This is a genomic window from Niallia alba, assembly GCF_012933555.1.
Classification (GTDB): domain Bacteria; phylum Bacillota; class Bacilli; order Bacillales; family Cytobacillaceae; genus Niallia; species Niallia alba.
On the sequence record NZ_JABBPK010000001.1, the window covers coordinates 145,490 to 166,276 of the forward strand.

Annotated in this window: 35 protein-coding genes; all 35 read left to right on the forward strand. The window is 37.8% G+C overall.

Going from position 1 to position 20,787, the window contains the following annotated elements; translation table 11 throughout:
- Positions 1-8 precede the first annotated feature (8 nt).
- The gene (rplC, locus tag HHU08_RS00740) at positions 9-635 is read left to right on the forward strand and encodes a 50S ribosomal protein L3 (protein WP_016204558.1); all 627 of its coding nucleotides are present in this window, start codon (positions 9-11) and stop codon (positions 633-635) included.
- 28 nt (positions 636-663) lie between these two features.
- Complete coding sequence (gene rplD / locus HHU08_RS00745; protein WP_016204559.1) at positions 664-1,287, forward strand: 50S ribosomal protein L4; 624 nt, start codon at positions 664-666, stop codon at positions 1,285-1,287.
- Positions 1,287-1,571, forward strand: a complete 285-nt coding sequence (gene rplW / locus HHU08_RS00750; RefSeq protein ID WP_016204560.1) for a 50S ribosomal protein L23 — start codon at positions 1,287-1,289, stop codon at positions 1,569-1,571. Before rplD ends, rplW begins: the two co-directional genes overlap by 1 nt.
- Positions 1,572-1,598: 27 nt before the next feature.
- Entirely contained in the window at positions 1,599-2,429 is an 831-nt protein-coding gene (rplB, locus tag HHU08_RS00755) for a 50S ribosomal protein L2 (RefSeq protein ID WP_016204561.1), read from the forward strand.
- 60 nt (positions 2,430-2,489) lie between these two features.
- Positions 2,490-2,768, forward strand: coding sequence for a 30S ribosomal protein S19 (gene rpsS / locus HHU08_RS00760; RefSeq protein WP_016204562.1), 279 nt, complete (start codon positions 2,490-2,492; stop codon positions 2,766-2,768).
- Between the two features lie 18 nt (positions 2,769-2,786).
- Entirely contained in the window at positions 2,787-3,128 is a 342-nt protein-coding gene (rplV, locus tag HHU08_RS00765; protein ID WP_016204563.1) for a 50S ribosomal protein L22, read from the forward strand.
- A gap of 3 nt (positions 3,129-3,131) precedes the next feature.
- Positions 3,132-3,788: a 30S ribosomal protein S3 gene (gene rpsC, locus HHU08_RS00770; protein ID WP_016204564.1), complete on the forward strand. Its 657-nt coding sequence runs from the start codon at positions 3,132-3,134 to the stop codon at positions 3,786-3,788.
- A gap of 1 nt (position 3,789) precedes the next feature.
- Positions 3,790-4,224 (forward strand): 50S ribosomal protein L16, encoded by a 435-nt coding sequence (rplP, locus tag HHU08_RS00775; protein WP_016204565.1) that lies wholly within the window; start codon positions 3,790-3,792, stop codon positions 4,222-4,224.
- Positions 4,214-4,417, forward strand: coding sequence for a 50S ribosomal protein L29 (rpmC, locus tag HHU08_RS00780; protein WP_003351417.1), 204 nt, complete (start codon positions 4,214-4,216; stop codon positions 4,415-4,417). Before rplP ends, rpmC begins: the two co-directional genes overlap by 11 nt.
- 20 nt (positions 4,418-4,437) lie before the next feature.
- On the forward strand, positions 4,438-4,701 hold the full coding sequence (gene rpsQ, locus HHU08_RS00785; protein WP_016204566.1) for a 30S ribosomal protein S17: 264 nt from the start codon (positions 4,438-4,440) through the stop codon (positions 4,699-4,701).
- A gap of 38 nt (positions 4,702-4,739) precedes the next feature.
- Positions 4,740-5,108, forward strand: coding sequence for a 50S ribosomal protein L14 (rplN, locus tag HHU08_RS00790; RefSeq protein ID WP_016204567.1), 369 nt, complete (start codon positions 4,740-4,742; stop codon positions 5,106-5,108).
- A gap of 36 nt (positions 5,109-5,144) precedes the next feature.
- Positions 5,145-5,456, forward strand: a complete 312-nt coding sequence (gene rplX / locus HHU08_RS00795) for a 50S ribosomal protein L24 (RefSeq protein WP_016204568.1) — start codon at positions 5,145-5,147, stop codon at positions 5,454-5,456.
- Between the two features lie 27 nt (positions 5,457-5,483).
- Positions 5,484-6,023, forward strand: coding sequence for a 50S ribosomal protein L5 (gene rplE, locus HHU08_RS00800; RefSeq protein ID WP_016204569.1), 540 nt, complete (start codon positions 5,484-5,486; stop codon positions 6,021-6,023).
- Between the two features lie 22 nt (positions 6,024-6,045).
- The gene (gene rpsN, locus HHU08_RS00805; protein ID WP_009499044.1) at positions 6,046-6,231 is read left to right on the forward strand and encodes a 30S ribosomal protein S14; all 186 of its coding nucleotides are present in this window, start codon (positions 6,046-6,048) and stop codon (positions 6,229-6,231) included.
- 30 nt (positions 6,232-6,261) lie between these two features.
- Entirely contained in the window at positions 6,262-6,660 is a 399-nt protein-coding gene (gene rpsH / locus HHU08_RS00810) for a 30S ribosomal protein S8 (RefSeq protein WP_016204570.1), read from the forward strand.
- A gap of 31 nt (positions 6,661-6,691) precedes the next feature.
- A complete protein-coding gene (gene rplF, locus HHU08_RS00815; RefSeq protein WP_016204571.1) occupies positions 6,692-7,228 on the forward strand; it encodes a 50S ribosomal protein L6 in 537 nt (178 codons plus the stop codon).
- A gap of 32 nt (positions 7,229-7,260) precedes the next feature.
- Positions 7,261-7,623 (forward strand): 50S ribosomal protein L18, encoded by a 363-nt coding sequence (gene rplR / locus HHU08_RS00820; protein ID WP_016204572.1) that lies wholly within the window; start codon positions 7,261-7,263, stop codon positions 7,621-7,623.
- Positions 7,624-7,647: 24 nt separating this feature from the next.
- Positions 7,648-8,148 (forward strand): 30S ribosomal protein S5, encoded by a 501-nt coding sequence (gene rpsE / locus HHU08_RS00825; RefSeq protein ID WP_016204573.1) that lies wholly within the window; start codon positions 7,648-7,650, stop codon positions 8,146-8,148.
- A 13-nt stretch (positions 8,149-8,161) separates the two neighbouring features.
- Positions 8,162-8,344: a 50S ribosomal protein L30 gene (gene rpmD, locus HHU08_RS00830; RefSeq protein ID WP_016204574.1), complete on the forward strand. Its 183-nt coding sequence runs from the start codon at positions 8,162-8,164 to the stop codon at positions 8,342-8,344.
- Positions 8,345-8,376: 32 nt separating this feature from the next.
- A complete protein-coding gene (rplO, locus tag HHU08_RS00835) occupies positions 8,377-8,817 on the forward strand; it encodes a 50S ribosomal protein L15 (protein ID WP_169187600.1) in 441 nt (146 codons plus the stop codon).
- Positions 8,817-10,112, forward strand: coding sequence for a preprotein translocase subunit SecY (gene secY, locus HHU08_RS00840; protein WP_016204576.1), 1,296 nt, complete (start codon positions 8,817-8,819; stop codon positions 10,110-10,112). Before rplO ends, secY begins: the two co-directional genes overlap by 1 nt.
- A gap of 61 nt (positions 10,113-10,173) precedes the next feature.
- Positions 10,174-10,824 carry an adenylate kinase gene (locus HHU08_RS00845; protein WP_016204577.1) on the forward strand — a complete coding sequence of 217 codons (651 nt, stop codon included), beginning with the start codon at positions 10,174-10,176 and terminating at the stop codon, positions 10,822-10,824.
- 817 nt (positions 10,825-11,641) lie between these two features.
- On the forward strand, positions 11,642-11,860 hold the full coding sequence (gene infA, locus HHU08_RS00850) for a translation initiation factor IF-1 (protein WP_016204578.1): 219 nt from the start codon (positions 11,642-11,644) through the stop codon (positions 11,858-11,860).
- Between the two features lie 37 nt (positions 11,861-11,897).
- Positions 11,898-12,011 (forward strand): 50S ribosomal protein L36, encoded by a 114-nt coding sequence (rpmJ, locus tag HHU08_RS00855; protein ID WP_000868344.1) that lies wholly within the window; start codon positions 11,898-11,900, stop codon positions 12,009-12,011.
- Positions 12,012-12,033: 22 nt separating this feature from the next.
- A complete protein-coding gene (rpsM, locus tag HHU08_RS00860) occupies positions 12,034-12,399 on the forward strand; it encodes a 30S ribosomal protein S13 (protein ID WP_169187601.1) in 366 nt (121 codons plus the stop codon).
- A gap of 22 nt (positions 12,400-12,421) precedes the next feature.
- A complete protein-coding gene (rpsK, locus tag HHU08_RS00865) occupies positions 12,422-12,811 on the forward strand; it encodes a 30S ribosomal protein S11 (RefSeq protein WP_016204580.1) in 390 nt (129 codons plus the stop codon).
- Between the two features lie 172 nt (positions 12,812-12,983).
- Complete coding sequence (locus tag HHU08_RS00870) at positions 12,984-13,928, forward strand: DNA-directed RNA polymerase subunit alpha (RefSeq protein ID WP_016204581.1); 945 nt, start codon at positions 12,984-12,986, stop codon at positions 13,926-13,928.
- A 57-nt stretch (positions 13,929-13,985) separates the two neighbouring features.
- Positions 13,986-14,348, forward strand: a complete 363-nt coding sequence (rplQ, locus tag HHU08_RS00875) for a 50S ribosomal protein L17 (RefSeq protein ID WP_016204582.1) — start codon at positions 13,986-13,988, stop codon at positions 14,346-14,348.
- A 575-nt stretch (positions 14,349-14,923) separates the two neighbouring features.
- Positions 14,924-15,763, forward strand: coding sequence for an energy-coupling factor ABC transporter ATP-binding protein (locus HHU08_RS00880; protein WP_169187602.1), 840 nt, complete (start codon positions 14,924-14,926; stop codon positions 15,761-15,763).
- On the forward strand, positions 15,739-16,611 hold the full coding sequence (locus tag HHU08_RS00885; protein ID WP_016204584.1) for an energy-coupling factor ABC transporter ATP-binding protein: 873 nt from the start codon (positions 15,739-15,741) through the stop codon (positions 16,609-16,611). The genes HHU08_RS00880 and HHU08_RS00885 overlap by 25 nt, the downstream gene beginning before the upstream one ends.
- The gene (locus HHU08_RS00890) at positions 16,611-17,405 is read left to right on the forward strand and encodes an energy-coupling factor transporter transmembrane component T family protein (RefSeq protein WP_101728779.1); all 795 of its coding nucleotides are present in this window, start codon (positions 16,611-16,613) and stop codon (positions 17,403-17,405) included. Before HHU08_RS00885 ends, HHU08_RS00890 begins: the two co-directional genes overlap by 1 nt.
- An 11-nt stretch (positions 17,406-17,416) precedes the next feature.
- The gene (gene truA, locus HHU08_RS00895; RefSeq protein ID WP_016204586.1) at positions 17,417-18,154 is read left to right on the forward strand and encodes a tRNA pseudouridine(38-40) synthase TruA; all 738 of its coding nucleotides are present in this window, start codon (positions 17,417-17,419) and stop codon (positions 18,152-18,154) included.
- Between the two features lie 252 nt (positions 18,155-18,406).
- On the forward strand, positions 18,407-18,844 hold the full coding sequence (gene rplM / locus HHU08_RS00900) for a 50S ribosomal protein L13 (protein WP_016204587.1): 438 nt from the start codon (positions 18,407-18,409) through the stop codon (positions 18,842-18,844).
- 22 nt (positions 18,845-18,866) lie between these two features.
- Positions 18,867-19,259: a 30S ribosomal protein S9 gene (gene rpsI, locus HHU08_RS00905; RefSeq protein WP_016204588.1), complete on the forward strand. Its 393-nt coding sequence runs from the start codon at positions 18,867-18,869 to the stop codon at positions 19,257-19,259.
- A 314-nt stretch (positions 19,260-19,573) separates the two neighbouring features.
- A complete protein-coding gene (locus tag HHU08_RS00910) occupies positions 19,574-20,764 on the forward strand; it encodes an MFS transporter (RefSeq protein ID WP_169187603.1) in 1,191 nt (396 codons plus the stop codon).
- The last annotated feature ends 23 nt before the right edge of the window (positions 20,765-20,787 follow it).

Genomic DNA, 20,787 nt, shown 5'->3' on the forward strand with positions numbered 1-20,787 from the left:
TGACTTAAATGACCAAAGGAATCTTAGGAAGAAAAATAGGTATGACTCAAGTATTCGCTGAAAATGGCAATCTTATCCCTGTAACAGTAGTTGAAGCTGCTGAGAACGTTGTTCTTCAAACGAAAACTGTTGAAGCTGATGGCTATACTGCAGTTCAAATCGGTTTTGAAAACAAACGTGAAAAGTTAGCTAACAAACCTGAACAAGGTCACGTTGCTAAAGCAAGTACTGCTCCTAAGCGCTTCGTTCGTGAATTTAGAGATGTTAGCGTGGATGAGTACGAGGTTGGTCAAGAAGTCAATGTAAGTATTTTCGCTGAGGGCGATATAGTAGATGTAACAGGTATCTCTAAAGGGAAAGGTTTCCAAGGTTCAATTAAGCGCCATGGACAATCTCGTGGACCAATGGCTCACGGATCTCGTTATCATCGTCGTCCAGGTTCAATGGGACCTGTAGCACCAAACCGTGTATTTAAAGGTAAAGCATTGCCAGGACGTATGGGTGGAGAGCAAATCACTGTTCAAAACTTAGAAATCGTTAAAGTAGATGCAGAACGCAATCTTCTTCTAATTAAAGGTAATGTACCTGGAGCTAGAAAAGCTTTATTAAAAATCAAAACTGCTGTTAAAGCATAATTATTAATCTGGAAAGGAGGAAATAAGAATGCCTAAAGTTGCATTATTCAACCAAGACGGTACGCAAGCTGGAGATATCGAATTAAACGAATCAGTATTTGGTATCGAGCCTAACAAACATGTTTTATTCGAAGCAGTTGTTATGCAAAGAGCTTCTTTACGTCAAGGAACTCATAAAACTAAAATTCGTTCTGAGGTTGCTGGTGGTGGACGTAAGCCATGGCGCCAAAAAGGTACAGGACGTGCACGTCAAGGATCTATCAGATCTCCACAATGGCGTGGTGGTGGAACAGTATTTGGACCAGTTCCACGTAGCTACAGCTACAAATTACCTAAAAAAGTTCGTAGATTAGCAATTAAATCTGCATTATCTACTAAAGTATTAGAAGAAAATATTTTAGTATTACAAAACCTTGCTTTTGATGCGCCTAAAACAAAAGATTTCAAAGCGGTACTAGGTGGCCTTTCTATTGAGAAGAAAGCATTAATCGTTACTGCTGACCTTGATGAGAACGTAGCATTATCTGCTCGTAACATCCCGGGGGTAACAGTTGTTACAGCTACTGGAATTACAGTTTTAGATGTTTTAAACCATGATAAATTAATCATGACAAAAGCAGCGGTTGAAAAAGTAGAGGAGGTGCTTGCATAATGGATGCACGCGATACGATTAAGCGCCCCGTTATCACTGAACGTTCTACTGATTTAATGGTTGATAAAAAATACACGTTTGAAGTTGATGTAAGAGCTAATAAAACTCAAGTTAAAGATGCTGTTGAAGAAATCTTTGGCGTAAAAGTTGAAAAAGTTAACATCATGAACTATAAAGGTAAATTCAAACGTATGGGACGTTTCGGAGGATACACAAACAAACGTCGTAAGGCAATTGTTAAATTAACAGCTGACAGCAAAGAAATCGAATTCTTTGAAGCTTAATAATATTTAGAAGAGGAGGGAACACAAATGGCGATTAAAAAATACAAACCTACCTCTAATGGTCGACGTAACATGACGTCTTCAGACTTTAGTGAAATCACTACAAGTACTCCTGAGAAGTCATTGCTTGCTCCTTTACACAGAAAAGGCGGCCGTAATAACCAAGGTAAGTTAACTGTTCGTCATCAAGGTGGAGGTCATAAGCGTCAATATCGTGTAATCGATTTTAAACGTGACAAAGATGGCATTCCAGGACGCGTTGCTACAATCGAGTATGATCCAAACAGATCTGCTAACATCGCGTTAATCAATTATGTAGACGGTGAGAAACGCTACATTCTTGCACCGAAAAATTTAGAAGTTGGATTAGAAGTTATGTCAGGACCAGAGGCTGATATCAAGCCGGGTAATGCATTACCACTTGCTAACATTCCTGTTGGTACAGTAATCCACAACATCGAATTAAAACCAGGTAAAGGTGGACAATTAGTTCGCTCTGCTGGAACAAGCGCTCAAGTGCTTGGTAAAGAAGGAAAATACGTACTTGTACGTTTAAATTCTGGTGAAGTTCGTTTAATTCTTGCTACTTGCCGTGCTTCAATCGGTCAAGTTGGTAATGAACAACACGAATTAATCAACATTGGTAAAGCAGGTCGTAATCGTTGGTTAGGTAAACGTCCAACTGTACGTGGATCTGTAATGAACCCTAACGACCATCCACACGGTGGTGGTGAAGGACGCGCTCCAATCGGACGTAAATCACCAATGTCTCCATGGGGTAAACCAACACTTGGTTACAAAACGCGTAGCAAGAAAAATAAATCTGATAAATTTATTGTACGTAGCCGTAAAAAATAACGGGGTTGAACTACGGTTCAATGATAGAACCGTAGAACAATCACGAAGGGAGGTTCCATTATGGGTCGCAGCTTAAAAAAAGGACCTTTTGTTGATGATCATTTACTGACAAAGATCGAAAAATTAAGTGATAGTGATAAGAAACAAGTTGTTAAAACTTGGTCTCGTCGTTCTACGATCTTCCCACAATTCATCGGTCAAACAATCGCTGTTTATGATGGTCGTAAACATGTTCCAGTTTATGTTACTGAAGACATGGTAGGTCACAAACTTGGAGAATTTGCTCCAACTCGTACTTACAAAGGTCATGCAAGTGACGATAAGAAAACAAGACGTTAATGAGAGGAGGGCATTCCAATGCAAGCAAAAGCTGTTGCAAATACAGTTCGTATTGCTCCTCGTAAAGCTCGTTTAGTCGTAGATTTAATTCGAGGAAAGCAAGTTGGTGAAGCGGTAGCTATTTTGAAGTTAACTCCAAAAGCAGCTTCTCCAATCGTAGAGAAAGTTTTAAAATCTGCTGTTGCTAACGCAGAGCATAACTACGAAATGGATATTAACAACCTAGTGGTTGAGCAAGCATACGTTAATGAAGGACCAACTCTAAAGAGATTCCGTCCACGTGCACAAGGTCGTGCAAGCCAAATCAACAAACGTACTAGCCACATCACTATCGTTTTATCAGAAAAGAAGGAGGGGTAATTAGTGGGTCAAAAAGTAAATCCAGTCGGTTTACGTGTTGGGATCATTCGTGACTGGGAATCTAAATGGTTCGCAGGTAAAGACTATGCTGATCTTTTACACGAAGACCTAAAGGTACGTGAGTATATTACAAAACGCCTAAGCGATGCTTCTGTTTCTAAAGTAGAAATTGAGCGTGCTGCTAACCGCTTAAATGTTACTATCCACACTGCTAAACCAGGTATGGTTATTGGTAAAGGTGGTACAGAAGTTGAAGCTTTACGTAAAGCTCTTAACTCACTTACTAGCAAACGTGTACACATCAATATCTTAGAAATCAAAAGAGCAGACATGGATGCAAAACTAGTTGCTGAGAACATTGCTCGTCAATTAGAAAACCGTGTATCTTTCCGTCGTGCTCAAAAACAAGCTATCCAACGCTCAATGCGTGCTGGCGCTAAAGGTATCAAAACAATGGTATCAGGTCGTTTAGGCGGAGCAGATATCGCACGTTCAGAGTCTTATAGCGAAGGAACTGTTCCATTGCACACTCTACGCGCAGATATCGATTATGCTACTGCAGAAGCTGATACAACTTATGGAAAACTAGGTGTAAAAGTTTGGATCTATCGTGGAGAGATCCTTCCAACGAAGAAGAAAACTGAGGAAGGAGGCAAATAATATGTTACTACCTAAACGTGTAAAATATCGCCGTGTACATCGTGGTAAAATGCGTGGTCAAGCAAAAGGTGGTACAGAAGTAGCATTCGGTGAATATGGTTTACAATCTTTAGAAGCTTCTTGGATTACAAACCGTCAAATCGAGTCTGCTCGTATTGCAATGACACGTTATATGAAACGTGGCGGTAAAGTTTGGATTAAAATTTTCCCACATAAGCCTTACACTGCTAAGCCTCTAGAAGTCCGAATGGGTTCCGGTAAGGGTGCTCCTGAAGGTTGGGTAGCGGTAGTTAAGCCTGGAAAAATTATGTTCGAAGTAGCAGGTGTATCTGAAGAGATCGCTCGTGAAGCACTTCGTCTTGCAGCGCACAAACTTCCTGTTAAATGTAAGTTTGTAAAACGTGAAGAAATTGGTGGTGAAACTAATGAAAGCTAATGAAATTCGTGACCTTACCACTGCTGAAATTGAACAAAAAGTTAAATCCTTAAAAGAAGAGCTTTTCAACCTTCGCTTTCAATTAGCGACTGGACAACTTGAAAATACAGCTCGCATTCGTGAAGTACGCAAAGCGATCGCTCGAATGAAAACTGTCATTCGTGAGAGAGAAATCGGCGTCAATAATCGATAAGTTGAGAGGAGGTTCGTAGAATGAGCGAACGCAATCAACGCAAAGTCTATACTGGTCGTGTTGTATCTGATAAAATGGATAAAACCATTTCAGTTGTTGTTGAAACATACAAAAAACACCCATTATACGGCAAACGCGTGAAATACTCTAAGAAGTATAAAGCTCATGATGAGCAAAACACAGCAAAAATCGGCGATATCGTACGTATTATGGAAACTCGCCCATTATCAGCTACAAAACGTTTCCGTCTTGTAGAAGTAGTAGAAAAAGCAGTTATTATATAATTGTTCGGAATTAAGCATCCCGAAGGGAGGTTACACACATGATTCAACAAGAATCACGTTTGAAAGTTGCTGACAACTCTGGTGCTCGTGAAGTACTTACTATTAAAGTTCTTGGTGGTTCAGGACGTAAAACTGCTAACATCGGTGATATCATCGTCGTTACTGTGAAACAAGCAACACCAGGTGGCGTTGTTAAAAAAGGTGACGTAGTTAAAGCAGTAGTCGTTAGAACTAAAAGTGGTGTTCGTCGTGCTGACGGTACTTACATTCGTTTCGATGAAAACGCATGTGTAATTATCCGTGATGATAAGAGTCCACGTGGAACACGTATCTTTGGACCAGTTGCACGCGAACTTCGCGACAATAACTTTATGAAGATTGTATCATTAGCTCCAGAAGTACTATAATATAAATTTTAATTGCCTTTAAGGAGGTGCGAAAAGATGCATGTTAAAAAAGGTGACAAAGTAATGGTCATCTCTGGTAAGGATAAAGGCAAAACAGGTGTTGTTCTTGCTGCTTTCCCTAAAAAAGATCGTGTGATCGTTGAAGGGATTAATATTGTTAAGAAGCACTCTAAGCCATCCCAGTTGAATCCACAAGGTGGAATCAATGACCAGGAAGCTGCTATTCATGTATCCAACGTTATGCCTATCGACCCTAAAACTGGTGAACCTACTCGTGTAGGATCTAAAACGGTTGATGGTAAAAAAGTACGCGTAGCGAAAAAATCCGGTGAAATTCTAGATAAATAGTTCAAATGAAGAAGGGAGGTACAATGAATGAACCGCCTAAAAGAAAAATTTGTTAAAGAAACTACTCCTGCTCTTATGAGCAAGTTCAATTATAAATCAGTGATGGAAGTTCCAAAACTGGAAAAAATCGTTGTTAACATGGGTGTCGGTGATGCTGTAGCAAATGCTAAAGCATTAGACGTTGCTGTTGAGGAATTAGCACAAATTACTGGTCAAAAGCCATTAATCACTCGTGCGAAAAAATCAATTGCAGGTTTCCGTCTACGTGAAGGAATGCCAATCGGAGCAAAAGTTACTCTTCGTGGAGAACGCATGTATCAATTCCTTGATAAACTTGTATCTGTTTCTCTTCCACGTGTACGTGACTTCCGTGGTGTATCTAAAAAATCATTTGACGGTCGCGGTAACTACACTTTAGGTGTTAAAGAACAATTAATTTTCCCTGAAATTGATTACGATAAAGTAAACAAAGTAAGAGGAATGGACATTGTTATCGTTACAACTGCAAAAACAGATGAAGAAGCTCGTGAACTGTTAACTCAATTTGGAATGCCGTTCCAAAAGTAATCTCTAATTAGGAGGCGAAGATGTGGCTAAGAAGTCAATGATTGCGAAACAAAAACGCACGCCTAAATATAAAGTACAAGAATACACACGTTGCGAACGTTGTGGTCGTCCACATTCTGTGTACCGTAAATTTAAGCTTTGCCGTATTTGTTTCCGCGAATTAGCGTATAAGGGACAAATTCCTGGTGTGAAAAAAGCTAGCTGGTAAAACCCGATATTGGGAAGGAGGTAAATACAAATGGTTATGACAGATCCAATTGCAGATTTGCTTACAAGAATCCGTAATGCGAATATGGTTCGTCACGAAAAATTAGAAGTTCCTGCTTCTAACATCAAAAAAGAGATCGCTGAAATCTTAAAGCGTGAAGGTTTTGTACGTGATGTAGAATATATCGAAGACAACAAACAAGGTATTATCCGCATTTTCTTAAAATACGGTTCAAGCAACGAGCGTGTAATTACTGGACTTAAAAGAATTAGTAAACCTGGTCTTCGTGTTTATGCGAAAGCAACAGAAGTACCTCGTGTATTAAACGGTCTTGGAATTGCATTAGTTTCTACTTCTCAAGGAGTACTTACTGATAAAGAAGCTCGTGCGAAACAAGTTGGCGGAGAAGTATTAGCATACGTTTGGTAATAATAGGTTTAATGAATGGAGGTGCAACTAAATGTCTCGTGTAGGTAAAAAACCAATCGAAGTACCAGCAGGCGTTACAGTTACTATTGATAAAAGTACTGTAACGGTGAAAGGTCCTAAAGGTGAATTAACTCGTACTTTTAATTCTGATATTGCGATCAGCTTAGAAGAAAACGTGATTAATGTAACTCGTCCTTCTGATGCGAAGGAACATCGTGCATTACATGGAACAACTCGCGCATTGTTAGCAAACATGGTTGAGGGTGTTTCAAAAGGCTTTGAGAGAGGTCTTGAATTAATCGGTGTCGGTTACCGTGCTCAAAAACAAGGAAGCAAGCTTGTATTGAACGTAGGTTACTCTCATCCAGTAGAAATTGAACCAGAAGCTGGTATTGAAATCGAAGTACCATCTGCTACGAAAGTAGTTGTTAAAGGAACTAATAAAGAGCGTGTTGGAGCACTTGCTGCTAACATTCGCGACGTTCGCCCACCAGAACCTTATAAAGGGAAAGGTATCCGTTATGAAGGCGAATATGTACGTAGAAAAGAAGGTAAAACTGGTAAGTAATGCCGCATAGGTAAACGAAAGGAGTGACCTAAATGATTACGAAGGCTGATAAAAATCAAGTCCGTAGAAAAAGACACGCACGTGTGCGTTCTAAACTTAGCGGAACTGAAGCTCGTCCTCGTTTAAATGTGTTCCGTTCAAACAAACACATTTACGCTCAATTAATTGATGATGTTAACGGTGTAACAATCGCAAGTGCATCTTCATTAGATAAAGAGCTTAACCTTGAATCTACTGGTAATTTTGAAGCTGCAGTTAAGATCGGTGAATTAGTAGCTAAACGTGCTGTAGAAAAAGGAATTAAATCAGTAGTATTTGACCGCGGAGGATATTTATATCATGGTCGCGTAAAAGCTTTAGCTGATGCTGCTCGTGAGAACGGCCTAGAATTTTAATAGACAAAGGAGGGACATAAAAAGATGCGTCGTATTGATCCAAACAAACTTGAACTTGAAGAACGCGTAGTTACAGTTAACCGTGTAGCGAAAGTTGTTAAAGGTGGACGTCGTTTTCGTTTCTCTGCTCTAGTAGTAGTTGGGGACAAAAATGGTAACGTTGGTTTTGGTACTGGTAAAGCACAGGAAGTACCAGATGCAATTCGCAAAGCGGTTGAAGATGCGAAGAAAAATCTTATTGAAGTACCAATGGTTGGTACAACAATTCCACACGAAATTATCGGACATTTCGGAGCTGGTGAAATCCTATTGAAACCTGCTTCAGAAGGTACTGGGGTTATCGCTGGTGGTCCAGTACGTGCTGTGCTTGAATTAGCTGGTGTAGCTGATATCTTATCTAAGTCACTAGGTACAAACACACCAATTAACATGGTTCGTGCTACTTTAGACGGTTTAAAACAATTAAAACGTGCTGAAGACGTAGCAAAGTTACGTGGAAAATCAGTAGAAGAACTGTTAGGATAAGGAGGGAAATTAAATGGCAAACAATCTGGAAATTACCCTCACTAGAAGCGTAATTGGTCGTCCGCAAGACCAACGCGAAACAGTTAAAGCTTTAGGATTACGTAAGGTAAATCAAACAGTTGTTCAACAAGATAATGCTGCTATTCGCGGTATGATCAATAAAGTATCACATCTTGTAACTGTAAAAGAAAACTAAAAATCATTCTTCTTCAATAAGGAGGTGCCAAGATGAAACTTCATGAATTAAAACCTGCAGAAGGTTCACGTCAAGAACGTAAACGCAAAGGGCGCGGTATCGGTTCAGGTAATGGTAAAACTGCTGGTAAAGGTCATAAAGGTCAAAACGCACGTTCAGGCGGGGGTGTAAGACCTGGATTCGAAGGTGGTCAAACTCCTTTATTCCGTCGTTTACCAAAACGTGGTTTTACTAATATCAACCGTAAAGAATACGCTATTGTTAATTTAGACACTCTAAATCGTTTTGAAGATGGAACTGAAGTAACTCCAGAACTTCTTATCGAAACAGGAGTTGTTAGTAACGAAAAAGCAGGAATTAAGATTCTTGCAAAAGGCAACGTAGAGAAAAAGCTTACTGTTAAAGCTCATAAATTCTCCTCTGCTGCTAAGGAAGCTATTAAAGCTGCCGGCGGTCAAACAGAGGTGATCTGATGTTTCAGACAATCTCCAATTTTATGCGCGTGGGTGAAATAAGACGAAAAATCATATTCACCCTATTAATGTTGATTATATTTCGCATTGGTACTTTTATTCCAGTACCATATGTGAATTCAGACTTCTTAAAAGCACAAGATGCTTTTAGTGCCTTCGGAATTTTAAATACTTTCGGTGGTGGGGCACTACAAAACTTTTCTATTCTTGCAATGGGGATCATGCCATATATTACAGCATCCATTATTGTAAGCTTATTGCAAATGGATGTTGTACCAAAATTTACGGAATGGTCAAAACAGGGTGAGGCTGGACGAAGAAAGTTAACGCAGTTTACGCGTTACTTCACAATTGTTCTAGCTCTTATCCAAGGTTTTGGTATGTCTTACGGTTTTAATAATCTAGCGGGTGGTTCGCTGATTACAAAACCTGGATTTTCGTCATACTTAGTAATTTCTATTGTATTAACAGCTGGTACAGCCTTTTTAATGTGGTTAGGAGAACTAATTACTTCTAAAGGCGTTGGTAATGGAATTTCTATTATCATTTTTGCTGGTATTGCTGCAGGAATTCCATCTATGGCTAATCAAATCTATGCACAGCAGTTTGACAACCCAGGTGATCAATTATTCCTAAATATTGTTAAGTTAGCTTTAATTATTTTAGCTGTCATTGCAATTGTAGTTGGAGTAATTTTCATCCAGCAAGCTCTTAGAAAAATACCTATTCAATATGCAAAAAGAATGGTAAACGGAAATAGTAGCACAGGTGGTCAGTCAACACATTTGCCGTTGAAAGTAAACTCTGCTGGTGTTATTCCTGTTATCTTTGCAGTTTCCTTCTTGGTAACACCAAGAACAATTGCATCTTTCTTTCCGCAAAATGACGTTACTTCCTGGATTCAAAGAGTATTTGATTATACTCATCCAATAGGAATGATTATATATACTGTATTAATCTTTGCGTTTACTTATTTCTATGCTTTCATTCAAGTGAATCCAGAACAAGTTTCTGAAAACCTGAAAAAACAAGGTGGATATATTCCTGGTATTCGACCTGGTAAAAGTACGCAAGATTATTTGTCACGTGTTCTATCTCGTTTAACTCTAGTTGGAGCTCTATTCTTAGCCATTATTGCTATACTACCTGTATTTTTCATTAATATTGCAGGGCTTCCACAATCTGCACAGATTGGCGGAACTAGTATCATAATCGTGGTTGGGGTTGCGTTGGAAACAATGAAACAATTAGAGTCGCAATTAGTTAAACGACACTATAAAGGTTTTATTAAATAGTATAATTTAGGGGACATATGTCCCTTGAATTTTATGTAAGAGAACTTGAGGGGGAATACGCATGAATTTAGTCTTAATGGGGCTCCCTGGCGCAGGTAAAGGTACACAAGCTGAGAAGATTGTCGAAAAATACGACATCCCTCATATCTCAACTGGCGACATGTTCCGTGCGGCTATGAAAGACGAAACAGAACTTGGACTAAAGGCAAAATCTTTTATGGATAAAGGTGAATTAGTACCAGATGAAGTTACAATTGGTATTGTTCGCGAAAGACTTAGTAAGGATGACTGTGAAAAAGGCTTTCTTTTAGATGGTTTTCCTCGTACTGTTCCTCAAGCTGAAGCTTTAGAAAATATTTTGTCTGATTTAAATAAGAAATTAGACTTTTGTATCAATGTTCAAGTAGATCAAGAGATATTAATGGAGCGTTTAACAGGCCGACGTATTTGTAAAAATTGCGGCGCAACATATCATTTAGTATTTAATCCGCCATCCAAGCCAGATACATGTGATCGATGTGGAGGCGAGTTATATCAACGTGCTGATGATAATGAAGCTACTGTAAAAAACCGCTTAGAAGTAAATATTAAGCAATCTCAACCATTACTTGATTTCTATGAGTCAAAAGGATATCTTCGTAATATTAATGGTCAACAAGATATTAATAAAGTCTTCTTAGATCTTGACGAGCTATTAAGTACTTTAAAATAAGAGTAACTTTTGCTTTGACTAATCTGTTATCTAGCATGGAAATGAATCAGAGATAATAAATAGAAGAATTGGGATGAAATGGCTGAGGAGTTTATTCCTAAACATGATGCATTTCCTTTTTCAAAAGGTATAATAATTTCCATGGTTATATCTGTAACAAAAAAAGCATAATCGTGTTATTTTGACATGTTTATCTTCGTTAAAAGATTAATCAATTTAGATAATTGGTGCAGAGTATTTTGGATTTCATGGTAACTCCGCTTGAATTGCTTTTTTATCTAGTAGTGAAGAAGGTAATGGAACTATTATTCTTTCTATTATGACGATTGGTATTAGAACAGGTGTGCAGTTGTCGAACACTCTACGAAATCCTGGAAATACGAAATCTATGTGGCTTTTCAAGTAAAACCGAGTATGTTGTGGAAGTTTTAAGGCTAGACTCTTGAAAGATGACGATTTTTCTTGAAACAAGTCATATAATTACATGCTTACTTCGATACGATAAGACACAGGCTGTTGATAGAATATTCGTAATCAGAGGAAAGATCATTTCTTTCTTAAATTGAATGATCTAGCAATGCTAAGTTTAGTTGGTAGCATTAAACCTTTTCCTATTATTATATTTTTTATAATAATAGCGGACGAAGTACCTTCTCTTATGTTATAATCAATTAGTTGCAGTTAAATGCAGTTTTATTATATTATAGGAGCAGTTCAGAGTAGTTTAATGTACACCGATCGTGTGACAAGAAGAGCTACACTTTGCTATATTAGTTAAGATGGATCTCGTATTTTTTATGGAAAGGAGAGATATTCGATGGCTAAAGACGATGTAATCGAAATTGAAGGCACAATCACTGAAACTTTGCCGAACGCCATGTTTAAGGTAGAATTAGAAAATGGTCATACTGTATTGGCTCACGTTTCTGGTAAAATTCGCATGCATTTCATCCGTATTTTACCTGGTGATAAAGTAACGGTTGAGTTATCTCCATATGACTTAACTCGCGGAAGAATTACTTACCGCTTTAAATAATCTGATTGCACTCCGTACTATCAAGGAGGTTAGGATAATGAAAGTTAGACCATCTGTTAAACCAATCTGCGAAAAATGTAAAGTTATCCGCAGACGTGGTAAAGTTATGGTTATCTGTGAAAACCCTAAACACAAACAAAAACAAGGTTAATAACAAGGAGGTGCGCATATAGATGGCACGTATTGCTGGTGTGGATATTCCACGTGAAAAACGTGTAGTAATATCTTTAACATACATTTACGGTATTGGAAAAAATACTGCACAAAAAGTATTGGCAGAAGCTGGTGTTTCTGAAGATACACGCGTTCGTGATTTAACGGAAGATGAATTAAACAAAATCCGTGATATGATCGACGGTTTAAAAGTAGAAGGGGATCTTCGTCGTGAGATTTCTTTAAATATCAAACGTCTAATGGAAATTGGTTGCTACCGTGGCCTTCGTCACCGTCGTGGTTTACCAGTTCGTGGACAAAACACGAAAAACAACGCTCGTACTCGCAAAGGTCCTCGTAAGACTGTAGCTAATAAGAAAAAATAATCGGTAAAGGAGGTACAATATAATGGCACGTAAAACTAATACACGTAAACGTCGTGTTAAAAAGAATATTGAGTCTGGTGTTGCTCATATTCGTTCTACTTTCAATAATACTATCGTAACAATTACAGACGTTCATGGAAATGCTCTTTCTTGGTCAAGCGCAGGTGCACTTGGATTCAGAGGTTCTCGTAAATCCACACCATTCGCTGCTCAAATGGCTGCAGAAACAGCTGCGAAAGCTTCTATGGAACATGGTATGAAAACTTTAGAAGTAACAGTTAAAGGACCAGGTGCAGGTCGTGAAGCTGCAATTCGTGCTCTTCAAGCTGCAGGACTTGAAGTTACAGCAATTAGAGATGTAACTCCAGTTCCTCATAACGGTTGCCGACCACCTAAACGTCGCCGAGTTTAATTTTTCTGTATAAATTTTGTATCCTTGTCTATAATGGGATATGACTAAAACTTTTAGAACCCGTACAGATTTATTAACTAACCCAGTTGTTGTGCACAAGCGGGAACGTAAACATGGGGAATTTCGGTAAACCTTACCGAGGTTTCGACGTTTTGAAGGAGGGTATATCTTGATGATCGAAATAGAAAAACCAAAAATCGAAACGGTTGAGATCAACGATGATGCCAAATATGGTAAATTCGTCGTAGAGCCACTTGAGCGTGGATATGGTACTACTTTGGGTAACTCCTTACGTCGTATTCTACTATCCTCACTGCCAGGTGCCGCTGTCACATCCATTCAAATTGATGGGGTACTTCATGAGTTCTCAACAATTGAAGGCGTCGTAGAAGATGTTACAGCTATCATATTAAATATCAAAAAACTAGCATTGAAAATATACTCTGATGATGAAAAGACTTTAGAGATTGATATGCAAGGTGCAGGGGTAGTTACAGCAGCAGATATTACACATGATAGTGATGTAGAGATCTTAAATCCAGATCTTCATATCGCAACTTTAGGTAGCAACGGAAATTTCCGCATGCGTTTAACTGCAAAGCGTGGTCGTGGATACACTCCAGCTGAGCAAAACAAACGTGAAGATCAACCTATTGGTGTAATTCCTATTGACTCTATCTTTACACCAGTATCTCGTGTTTCTTATCAAGTAGAGAATACTCGTGTTGGTCAATTGACTAATTATGATAAGTTAACTTTTGACGTGTGGACTGACGGTAGTACTGGTCCTCAAGATGCTATTGCACTTGGTGCAAAGATTTTAACTGAGCATTTGAATATCTTTGTTGGATTAACTGACGAAGCACAAAATGCTGAGATAATGGTAGAAAAAGAAGAAGATCAAAAAGAAAAAGTACTTGAGATGACAATCGAAGAATTAGATCTTTCTGTTCGCTCTTATAACTGCTTAAAACGTGCTGGTATCAATACCGTTCAAGAATTAGCAAATAAGACAGAAGAAGATATGATGAAAGTTCGAAACTTAGGTAGAAAATCTCTAGAAGAAGTAAAACATAAATTAGAAGAGCTTGGATTAGGTTTAAGAAAAGACGACTGATTAGTCTCTTGACTTTGTCTATAAAGCTTGTACTTTAACAAAAGGAGGGAATCTCACATGGGTTACAGAAAGTTAGGACGCACAAGCGCACAACGTAAAGCTATGTTACGTGACTTAACTACAGACTTAATCATCAATGAGCGTATTGAAACAACTGAAGCTCGTGCAAAAGAACTTCGTTCTGTTGTAGAAAAAATGATTACACTTGGTAAACGTGGAGATCTACATGCACGTCGTCAAGCAGCTGCTTATGTACGTCATGAAGTTGCTAACGCTGAAACAAACCAAGATGCTGTTCAAAAATTGTTCAGTGATGTTGCTGCTCGTTATACTGATCGTCAAGGTGGTTACACTCGTATTATGAAAATGGGACCTCGTCGTGGAGACGGAGCACCTATGGTAATTATCGAGTTAGTGTAATAGGATTTTCAAAGAAACTTAGGGTGCGGGACAGTTTATATTGTTATGAAACTTGTTCAAGTACCCTTTTTCTTTAATCCTCGCTTTTTTTGATCAAGCCAATATAGAGTGTTACGATGAGCATTTGTCTTCATTAAATGACTCGTCTAGCTCGTGCACCTCTTCTTCGATTTTAATTGTATGAATGAGGTGCGGGCTTTTTTCATGTTTCATTAGGACTGTAGGGTGCTAAGAAGTGGAATACCATAAGATATATTTTAACAAGCATAGAAATAGGATATCAAAGATTATATAAATAATCTTATGTTAAACCAATTCAAAGCTCGCCCAATTGGCGAGTTTATTTTTTTATCTTGGATTAAGTGCAAGTAAAGACCCACTTGAAAATTTAGAGTAGAAATGAGAAATTAGGTGAAGAGAACTAATTTACTTAAAGGCAATTGATTCTATTTATAATTTTCGGGAGTTCTTAATCCATTAATTGAAGATTCACGTTATCCATAATAGGATATGTTTAAAAAAGTCGTATGTAATATACAATCGACAATATCTAGTAAGTAAATGGTGGGAATGTAATGAACCAAAAGATTTTAGTAAAGGTAGAAGATGTATCCTTTAAATATGAGGAGCAATTAGAAAATGCCCTAAATCGTGTTTCTTTTCATGTGAACGCAGGTGAATGGGTTGCTATAGTTGGACACAATGGTTCAGGTAAATCTACGCTAGCTAAGTTATTAAATGGATTACAATTCTCCAATGAAGGTTCTATTATAATAGATGGTATTCCAATAACGGAGGATTCTGTGTGGGATATAAGGAAAAAGGTTGGAATGGTATTCCAGAATCCTGATAACCAGTTTGTTGGTACAACTGTTAAGGATGATGTGGCTTTTGGTTTAGAAAATAACGCCGTTCCTAGGAGTGAGATGGTAACAAGAGTAGAGCGTTCTTTAGAAAAAGTAAAGATGTTATCTTTTCTTGATCAAGAGCCGCACCATCTGTCTGGTGGACAAAAACAGAGAGTCGCTATAGCGGGAATTATTGCATTAAAACCTGAAATTATCATATTAGATGAGGCAACCTCCATGCTTGATCCACAAGGCAGAGAAGAAGTTTTTGAAATTATGAGAGAGCTGCAAAAGGAAAATATGACGATTATCTCGATTACACATGATTTAGATGAGGCTGCTAAAGCAGATCGGATTATAGTGATGAATAAAGGTGAAGTATATAAAGAGGGAATACCTAAAGATATATTTAAGCTTCAAAAGGAACTTGTTGAAATTGGGTTGGATATCCCTTTTACTATTAAAATGAGAGAAAGTCTAATTAATAAAGGCATTTCATTAGAAGAAGTATATTTAACAGAAGAAGAGTTGGTGACAGGAATATGGACATCTCACTTCAAAAAGTAGAGTATCGTTACCAGGAAAATTCGCCGTTTGAGAGATTGGCAATAGAGGATGTAAGTTTTGATATTCCATCAGGGAGCTATGTTGCAATTATCGGGCATACTGGTTCTGGAAAGTCGACCATTTTACAGCATCTTAATGCTCTTATAACTCCATCTCAAGGAAAAGTTGTAATAGGCGACCGAATAATTGAAGGTGGACAAAAGCATAAGAACTTGCGTAGTATTCGCCAGAAAGTAGGAATTGTTTTTCAATTTCCGGAGCAGCAGTTATTTGAAGAAACGGTGGAGAAAGATATTTGCTTTGGCCCACTTAATTTTGGGATATCGGAGTCGGAGGCAAAGGAAAGAGCCGAAAGGGCATTGCGTGAAGTGGGATTATCAGAAGAGTTTCTTGTGAAGTCTCCATTTGATTTGTCAGGTGGCCAGATGAGAAGAGTTGCCATTGCAGGTGTATTAGCAATGGAACCGGATGTGCTAGTTTTGGACGAGCCAACTGCTGGTTTAGATCCAAGGGGCAGACGAGAAATTATGGATATGTTTTATGGACTTCATAAAGAGCGGAATTTAACGACTATTTTAGTAACGCATAGTATGGAGGACGCAGCTCATTATGCTGATCAAATAGTCATTATGAATAAAGGGAAAGTACATCGTCAAGGGACACCAATAGAGATTTTTAAGAATGCAGAAGATTTGGCAGCAATTGGCTTAAATGTACCAGAAGTGGTGCGTTTCCAGAGGAAGATAGAAGCGAAATTGGGAATGAAGATGGAGCACGTCCACTTAAATATGGAAGACTTTACGAATGAATTAGCAGTGTATCTAAAGAAGAAGGTAGGTAGTAGTTAATGGGGAAAATGATTATAGGGCGTTTTATTCCCGTTGATTCCATATTGCACAGAATGGATCCCCGTTCTAAATTGCTGCTTGTTTTCCTTTTTATTTGTGTTGTATTTTTGGCTAATAATATTTGGAGCTATTCTCTGCTAATTATATATGTGGCTACTTTAGTAGCTATTTCTAATGTTCCAATAAAGTATATTTATTTGGGATTAAGGCCAATTTTTTGGTTAATTATCTTTACGTTTATTTTGCATATCTTTTTTACGAAAAATGGAGAACTATTGTTTGAATGGGGCTGGATTAAGATTTATGAGGAAGGCATAAGGATGGGAATTCTTATTTCGATTCGGTTCTTCTTGCTTATAATCATGACATCCTTGCTTACGTTAACAACGACACCAATTGAATTAACCGATGCAATTGAAACATTGTTAGGCCCATTAAAAAAAGTGAAGTTTCCTGTTTATGAATTGGCACTTATGATGTCTATCTCGCTTCGTTTCATCCCCACTTTAATGGATGAAACAGAGAAGATTATGAAGGCTCAGATGGCGAGAGGGGTTGAGTTCTCCAGTGGTTCGATTAAAAGCCGTGTACAAGCAATTATTCCGTTATTGATTCCTTTATTTGTTAACTCTTTTAAACGGGCAGAGGAGCTTGCTATTGCGATGGAGGCACGTGGCTATCAAGGTGGAGAAGGAAGAACAAAATACCGTCAATTAGTATGGAGTTCCATCGATACAATAATGATTATTATTTTGATACTAGTAACAGCTATGCTGTTTGTGTTAAGAACATAATGGAGAAAAGAATGCAAAGATATAAATGTACAATTAGCTATGATGGTTCGAATTATAGTGGTTTTCAAATTCAGCCAAAGGATCGAACAGTACAAGGCGAAATCGAAAAGGCCTTAAGAAAGCTTCATAAAGGGGGAGAGGTAAAGATTCAAGCTTCTGGCAGAACAGATGCTGGTGTTCATGCAAAGGGACAAGTCATTCATTTTGATAGCTCTCTTGATATTCCAGCAGAAAAATGGCCGATTGCATTGAACACTTTATTACCCCATGATATCGTGGTTGCAGATGTGGAGACTGTGTCAGCATCCTTCCATGCCAGATACAATGTAACAGCGAAGGAATACCGCTATTTTATTCAATTAGGAGAGCGGAGAGATCCTTTTAAGCGAAATTATGCTTATTATTACCCATATGCCCTAAATGTGAAAGCGATGAGGGAAGCACTTAGCTATTTTATTGGAGAATATGATTTTACTAGTTTTTGCTCTGCTAAAACAGACAAAGAAAGAAAAGTAAGAACCATTACAGCGGTAAAGCTAACAGAGGAAGAGAATATGTTGATTTTTTCTTTCCAAGGGAATGGATTCCTTTATAATATGGTGCGGATTATGGTTGGAACATTACTAGATGTCGGAAGAGGGAAGAAATTACCACAGGATATTCCGATGATTATTGAGAAAAAAGATAGAAAAGCAGCAGGAAAAACGGCTTCTGCTAATGGATTATATCTATGGAAAGTATTATATTAAAATCGGCTGCGGGTAATCGCAACAAACTTTACGAAAACAGCCACAATAAAAGAAATTATGATTTTTTCTCATAACAACTAAACCTGGTGTAACATTCCCTTGACATATACTAGTCTAGGATATATCATAATATGGTATGTATTTTAATCCCACATTAAGCCCCGGAACTTAATTGTGTGAACATATAGACGTAAGAACAAAACATTCGTAATTTAAAACAAATTATAATTAAACATTTCAGGAGGGAAACTCATGCGTACAACGTTTATGGCTAATTCAAACACTGTTGATCGTAAATGGTACGTGATTGATGCTGAAGGCAAAACTTTAGGTCGTCTTGCTAGTGAAGTAGCATCAATTCTACGTGGTAAACATAAACCAACTTTCACACCTCATGTGGATACTGGTGATCATGTAATTCTTTTAAATGCTTCAAAAATTGAATTGACTGGTAAAAAATTAACTGACAAAATTTACTACCGTCACTCTATGCACCCAGGTGGATTAAAACAAAGAACAGCTTTAGAAATGCGTACTAACTATCCAGAGCAAATGTTAGAACTTGCAATCAAAGGTATGCTTCCAAAGAATTCTCTTGGTCGTCAAATGTATAGAAAATTACACGTATATGCTGGTAGCGAACATCCGCACCAAGCTCAACAACCAGAAGTTTACGAACTTCGTGGATAATTAATAAAGGGAGGTAAAACAAATGGCACAGGTTCAATATATCGGTACTGGTCGTCGTAAAAGCTCTGTTGCTCGTGTACGTTTAGTTCCAGGTGACGGACAAATCATCATCAATGGTCGTGAAATCGAAAGTTATATCCCGTTTGCAGCTTTACGTGAAGTTGTTAAACAACCATTAGTAGCAACTGAAACTACTGGAAGCTACAATATTTTAGTAAATGTTAACGGTGGAGGTTATACTGGTCAAGCTGGCGCTATCCGTCATGGTATCGCTCGTGCTTTACTTCAAGTAGATCCTGAATACCGTCCAACATTAAAACGTGCAGGATTATTAACTCGTGACGCTCGTATGAAAGAACGTAAAAAATACGGTCTTAAAGGCGCTCGTCGTGCACCTCAGTTCTCAAAACGTTAATTTTGGGTTCTGTTCTCAAAAGGCTCTTTCCACTTATGTGGAGAGGGTCTTTTTTTATACCAAAGTAAGTAGGTTAATTAAAACTCTCTAGAAGCGGATTCTTTTGTAAAAAATATTTTGATTTTTGAAAAAATTAAGTGGTTATGTTAATATCAAATTATAAAACAATAGGAGGAATCGATATGTCAAAAATATATCTAGTATTTTCGAAACAAGAAGGAGGAGTGAACAGTTGACGTTCCGTAGGGGACGATAACAAGAGTGCTCCTGCTTCTCTTATAACAAGAGATATCAAAAGGAAGTAGGAGAAGAGAATGAAACATTTAAAAGGAACAATAGCCGGACATAACATTCGCGTTATGTTTTGGATTCAATTTTTTAGCTCGATGAGTTTTTTAGCGCCTATCTTAACGCTTTTTTATACGGAAAGAGGTTTGACTGCTTCTGAAATATTGATTGTTTTAATGTTCTGGAGCGGTGCTGTTCTTGTTGGTGAAATTCCAACTGGAGTTATAGCTGATCGGTTTGGGGCGAAAAAATCATTTCTTATTGGAACAAGTATTAAAATTGTTAGTATGGTGATATTGCTTTTTGCTCATGAACCTTGGGTATTCTTTTTTTATAGTTTTGTTAATGGTTTTTCTGTAACTTTTTTCTCAGGAGCAGATGAAGCACTTATTTACGATTCCTTAAAAGAAACTGGGGATCAAAACCAAATGGATCAAGCGATGGGGAAAATTCAATCGGCAGGGTTTATTTCAATGATTATTGCTGTTCTATTTGGTGCTTATTTAGCAAAGGACTTGCAAGAAGGACAATTTATTCTGTTAATCTTATTAGGGATTTTCTTTTATATCATAGAGCTGCTTCTTGTTTTACAAGTAAAACAGCCTTATCGGGAATCCTTCATTCGAGAAAATTCTTTTTCTCACGTAAAGGATGGCTGGAAGGCAATACGAAGAACACCACAATTAGTATGGATGTTCTTAAATGTTACATTAGTATTTATACCTGCAGGAGCTGTGTATGGGTATTTTGATCAACCATTAATGTTAGAAGCGGGGCTTCCTGTGTTTTTTATTGGTGTCATGTATGCGCTGGCATCCGTGGTCGGATACTTTGCCTCTCAGTCGATTGGATGGTTAACTAATCAATTTTCTCGCGTTTTCCTCATGAATCTAACTGGATTTTTAGCATTTGCAGGGTTACTGCTTTCTGCGCTTTTTGCTGATGTCTTATTTATGGTATTGGGTGCCTTTTTTGTACTACGTTTAGTTCAAACGGTGAGATATCCCATCTATTCTCAGCTGAGTAATGATATAATTCCTTCTCATGTGAGAGCAACAACAATTTCTTTGCTTTCCATTGTTGATTCGGGACTTGATTTACTTATATTTGGAAGTCTATCGGTTGTGGCTTTAAAAGGATATACTAATGTATTAATTGGTTGTGCAGTAATTGTGCTAATCGGTACACTTCTTCCCATTCGGATACGCAAAATGTAGAGGCTTAAAAAAAACTTTAACTC

Coding starts and splice junctions, on each gene's coding strand:
- rplC (WP_016204558.1), top strand. CDS start 9: ATGACCAAAGGAATCTTAGGAAGAAAAATAGGTATGACTCAAGTATTC.
- rplD (WP_016204559.1), top strand. CDS start 664: ATGCCTAAAGTTGCATTATTCAACCAAGACGGTACGCAAGCTGGAGAT.
- rplW (WP_016204560.1), top strand. CDS start 1,287: ATGGATGCACGCGATACGATTAAGCGCCCCGTTATCACTGAACGTTCT.
- rplB (WP_016204561.1), top strand. CDS start 1,599: ATGGCGATTAAAAAATACAAACCTACCTCTAATGGTCGACGTAACATG.
- rpsS (WP_016204562.1), top strand. CDS start 2,490: ATGGGTCGCAGCTTAAAAAAAGGACCTTTTGTTGATGATCATTTACTG.
- rplV (WP_016204563.1), top strand. CDS start 2,787: ATGCAAGCAAAAGCTGTTGCAAATACAGTTCGTATTGCTCCTCGTAAA.
- rplP (WP_016204565.1), top strand. CDS start 3,790: ATGTTACTACCTAAACGTGTAAAATATCGCCGTGTACATCGTGGTAAA.
- rpmC (WP_003351417.1), top strand. CDS start 4,214: ATGAAAGCTAATGAAATTCGTGACCTTACCACTGCTGAAATTGAACAA.
- rpsQ (WP_016204566.1), top strand. CDS start 4,438: ATGAGCGAACGCAATCAACGCAAAGTCTATACTGGTCGTGTTGTATCT.
- rplN (WP_016204567.1), top strand. CDS start 4,740: ATGATTCAACAAGAATCACGTTTGAAAGTTGCTGACAACTCTGGTGCT.
- rplX (WP_016204568.1), top strand. CDS start 5,145: ATGCATGTTAAAAAAGGTGACAAAGTAATGGTCATCTCTGGTAAGGAT.
- rplE (WP_016204569.1), top strand. CDS start 5,484: ATGAACCGCCTAAAAGAAAAATTTGTTAAAGAAACTACTCCTGCTCTT.
- rpsH (WP_016204570.1), top strand. CDS start 6,262: ATGGTTATGACAGATCCAATTGCAGATTTGCTTACAAGAATCCGTAAT.
- rplF (WP_016204571.1), top strand. CDS start 6,692: ATGTCTCGTGTAGGTAAAAAACCAATCGAAGTACCAGCAGGCGTTACA.
- rplR (WP_016204572.1), top strand. CDS start 7,261: ATGATTACGAAGGCTGATAAAAATCAAGTCCGTAGAAAAAGACACGCA.
- rpsE (WP_016204573.1), top strand. CDS start 7,648: ATGCGTCGTATTGATCCAAACAAACTTGAACTTGAAGAACGCGTAGTT.
- rpmD (WP_016204574.1), top strand. CDS start 8,162: ATGGCAAACAATCTGGAAATTACCCTCACTAGAAGCGTAATTGGTCGT.
- rplO (WP_169187600.1), top strand. CDS start 8,377: ATGAAACTTCATGAATTAAAACCTGCAGAAGGTTCACGTCAAGAACGT.
- secY (WP_016204576.1), top strand. CDS start 8,817: ATGTTTCAGACAATCTCCAATTTTATGCGCGTGGGTGAAATAAGACGA.
- HHU08_RS00845 (WP_016204577.1), top strand. CDS start 10,174: ATGAATTTAGTCTTAATGGGGCTCCCTGGCGCAGGTAAAGGTACACAA.
- infA (WP_016204578.1), top strand. CDS start 11,642: ATGGCTAAAGACGATGTAATCGAAATTGAAGGCACAATCACTGAAACT.
- rpmJ (WP_000868344.1), top strand. CDS start 11,898: ATGAAAGTTAGACCATCTGTTAAACCAATCTGCGAAAAATGTAAAGTT.
- rpsM (WP_169187601.1), top strand. CDS start 12,034: ATGGCACGTATTGCTGGTGTGGATATTCCACGTGAAAAACGTGTAGTA.
- rpsK (WP_016204580.1), top strand. CDS start 12,422: ATGGCACGTAAAACTAATACACGTAAACGTCGTGTTAAAAAGAATATT.
- HHU08_RS00870 (WP_016204581.1), top strand. CDS start 12,984: ATGATCGAAATAGAAAAACCAAAAATCGAAACGGTTGAGATCAACGAT.
- rplQ (WP_016204582.1), top strand. CDS start 13,986: ATGGGTTACAGAAAGTTAGGACGCACAAGCGCACAACGTAAAGCTATG.
- HHU08_RS00880 (WP_169187602.1), top strand. CDS start 14,924: ATGAACCAAAAGATTTTAGTAAAGGTAGAAGATGTATCCTTTAAATAT.
- HHU08_RS00885 (WP_016204584.1), top strand. CDS start 15,739: ATGGACATCTCACTTCAAAAAGTAGAGTATCGTTACCAGGAAAATTCG.
- HHU08_RS00890 (WP_101728779.1), top strand. CDS start 16,611: ATGGGGAAAATGATTATAGGGCGTTTTATTCCCGTTGATTCCATATTG.
- truA (WP_016204586.1), top strand. CDS start 17,417: ATGCAAAGATATAAATGTACAATTAGCTATGATGGTTCGAATTATAGT.
- rplM (WP_016204587.1), top strand. CDS start 18,407: ATGCGTACAACGTTTATGGCTAATTCAAACACTGTTGATCGTAAATGG.
- rpsI (WP_016204588.1), top strand. CDS start 18,867: ATGGCACAGGTTCAATATATCGGTACTGGTCGTCGTAAAAGCTCTGTT.
- HHU08_RS00910 (WP_169187603.1), top strand. CDS start 19,574: ATGAAACATTTAAAAGGAACAATAGCCGGACATAACATTCGCGTTATG.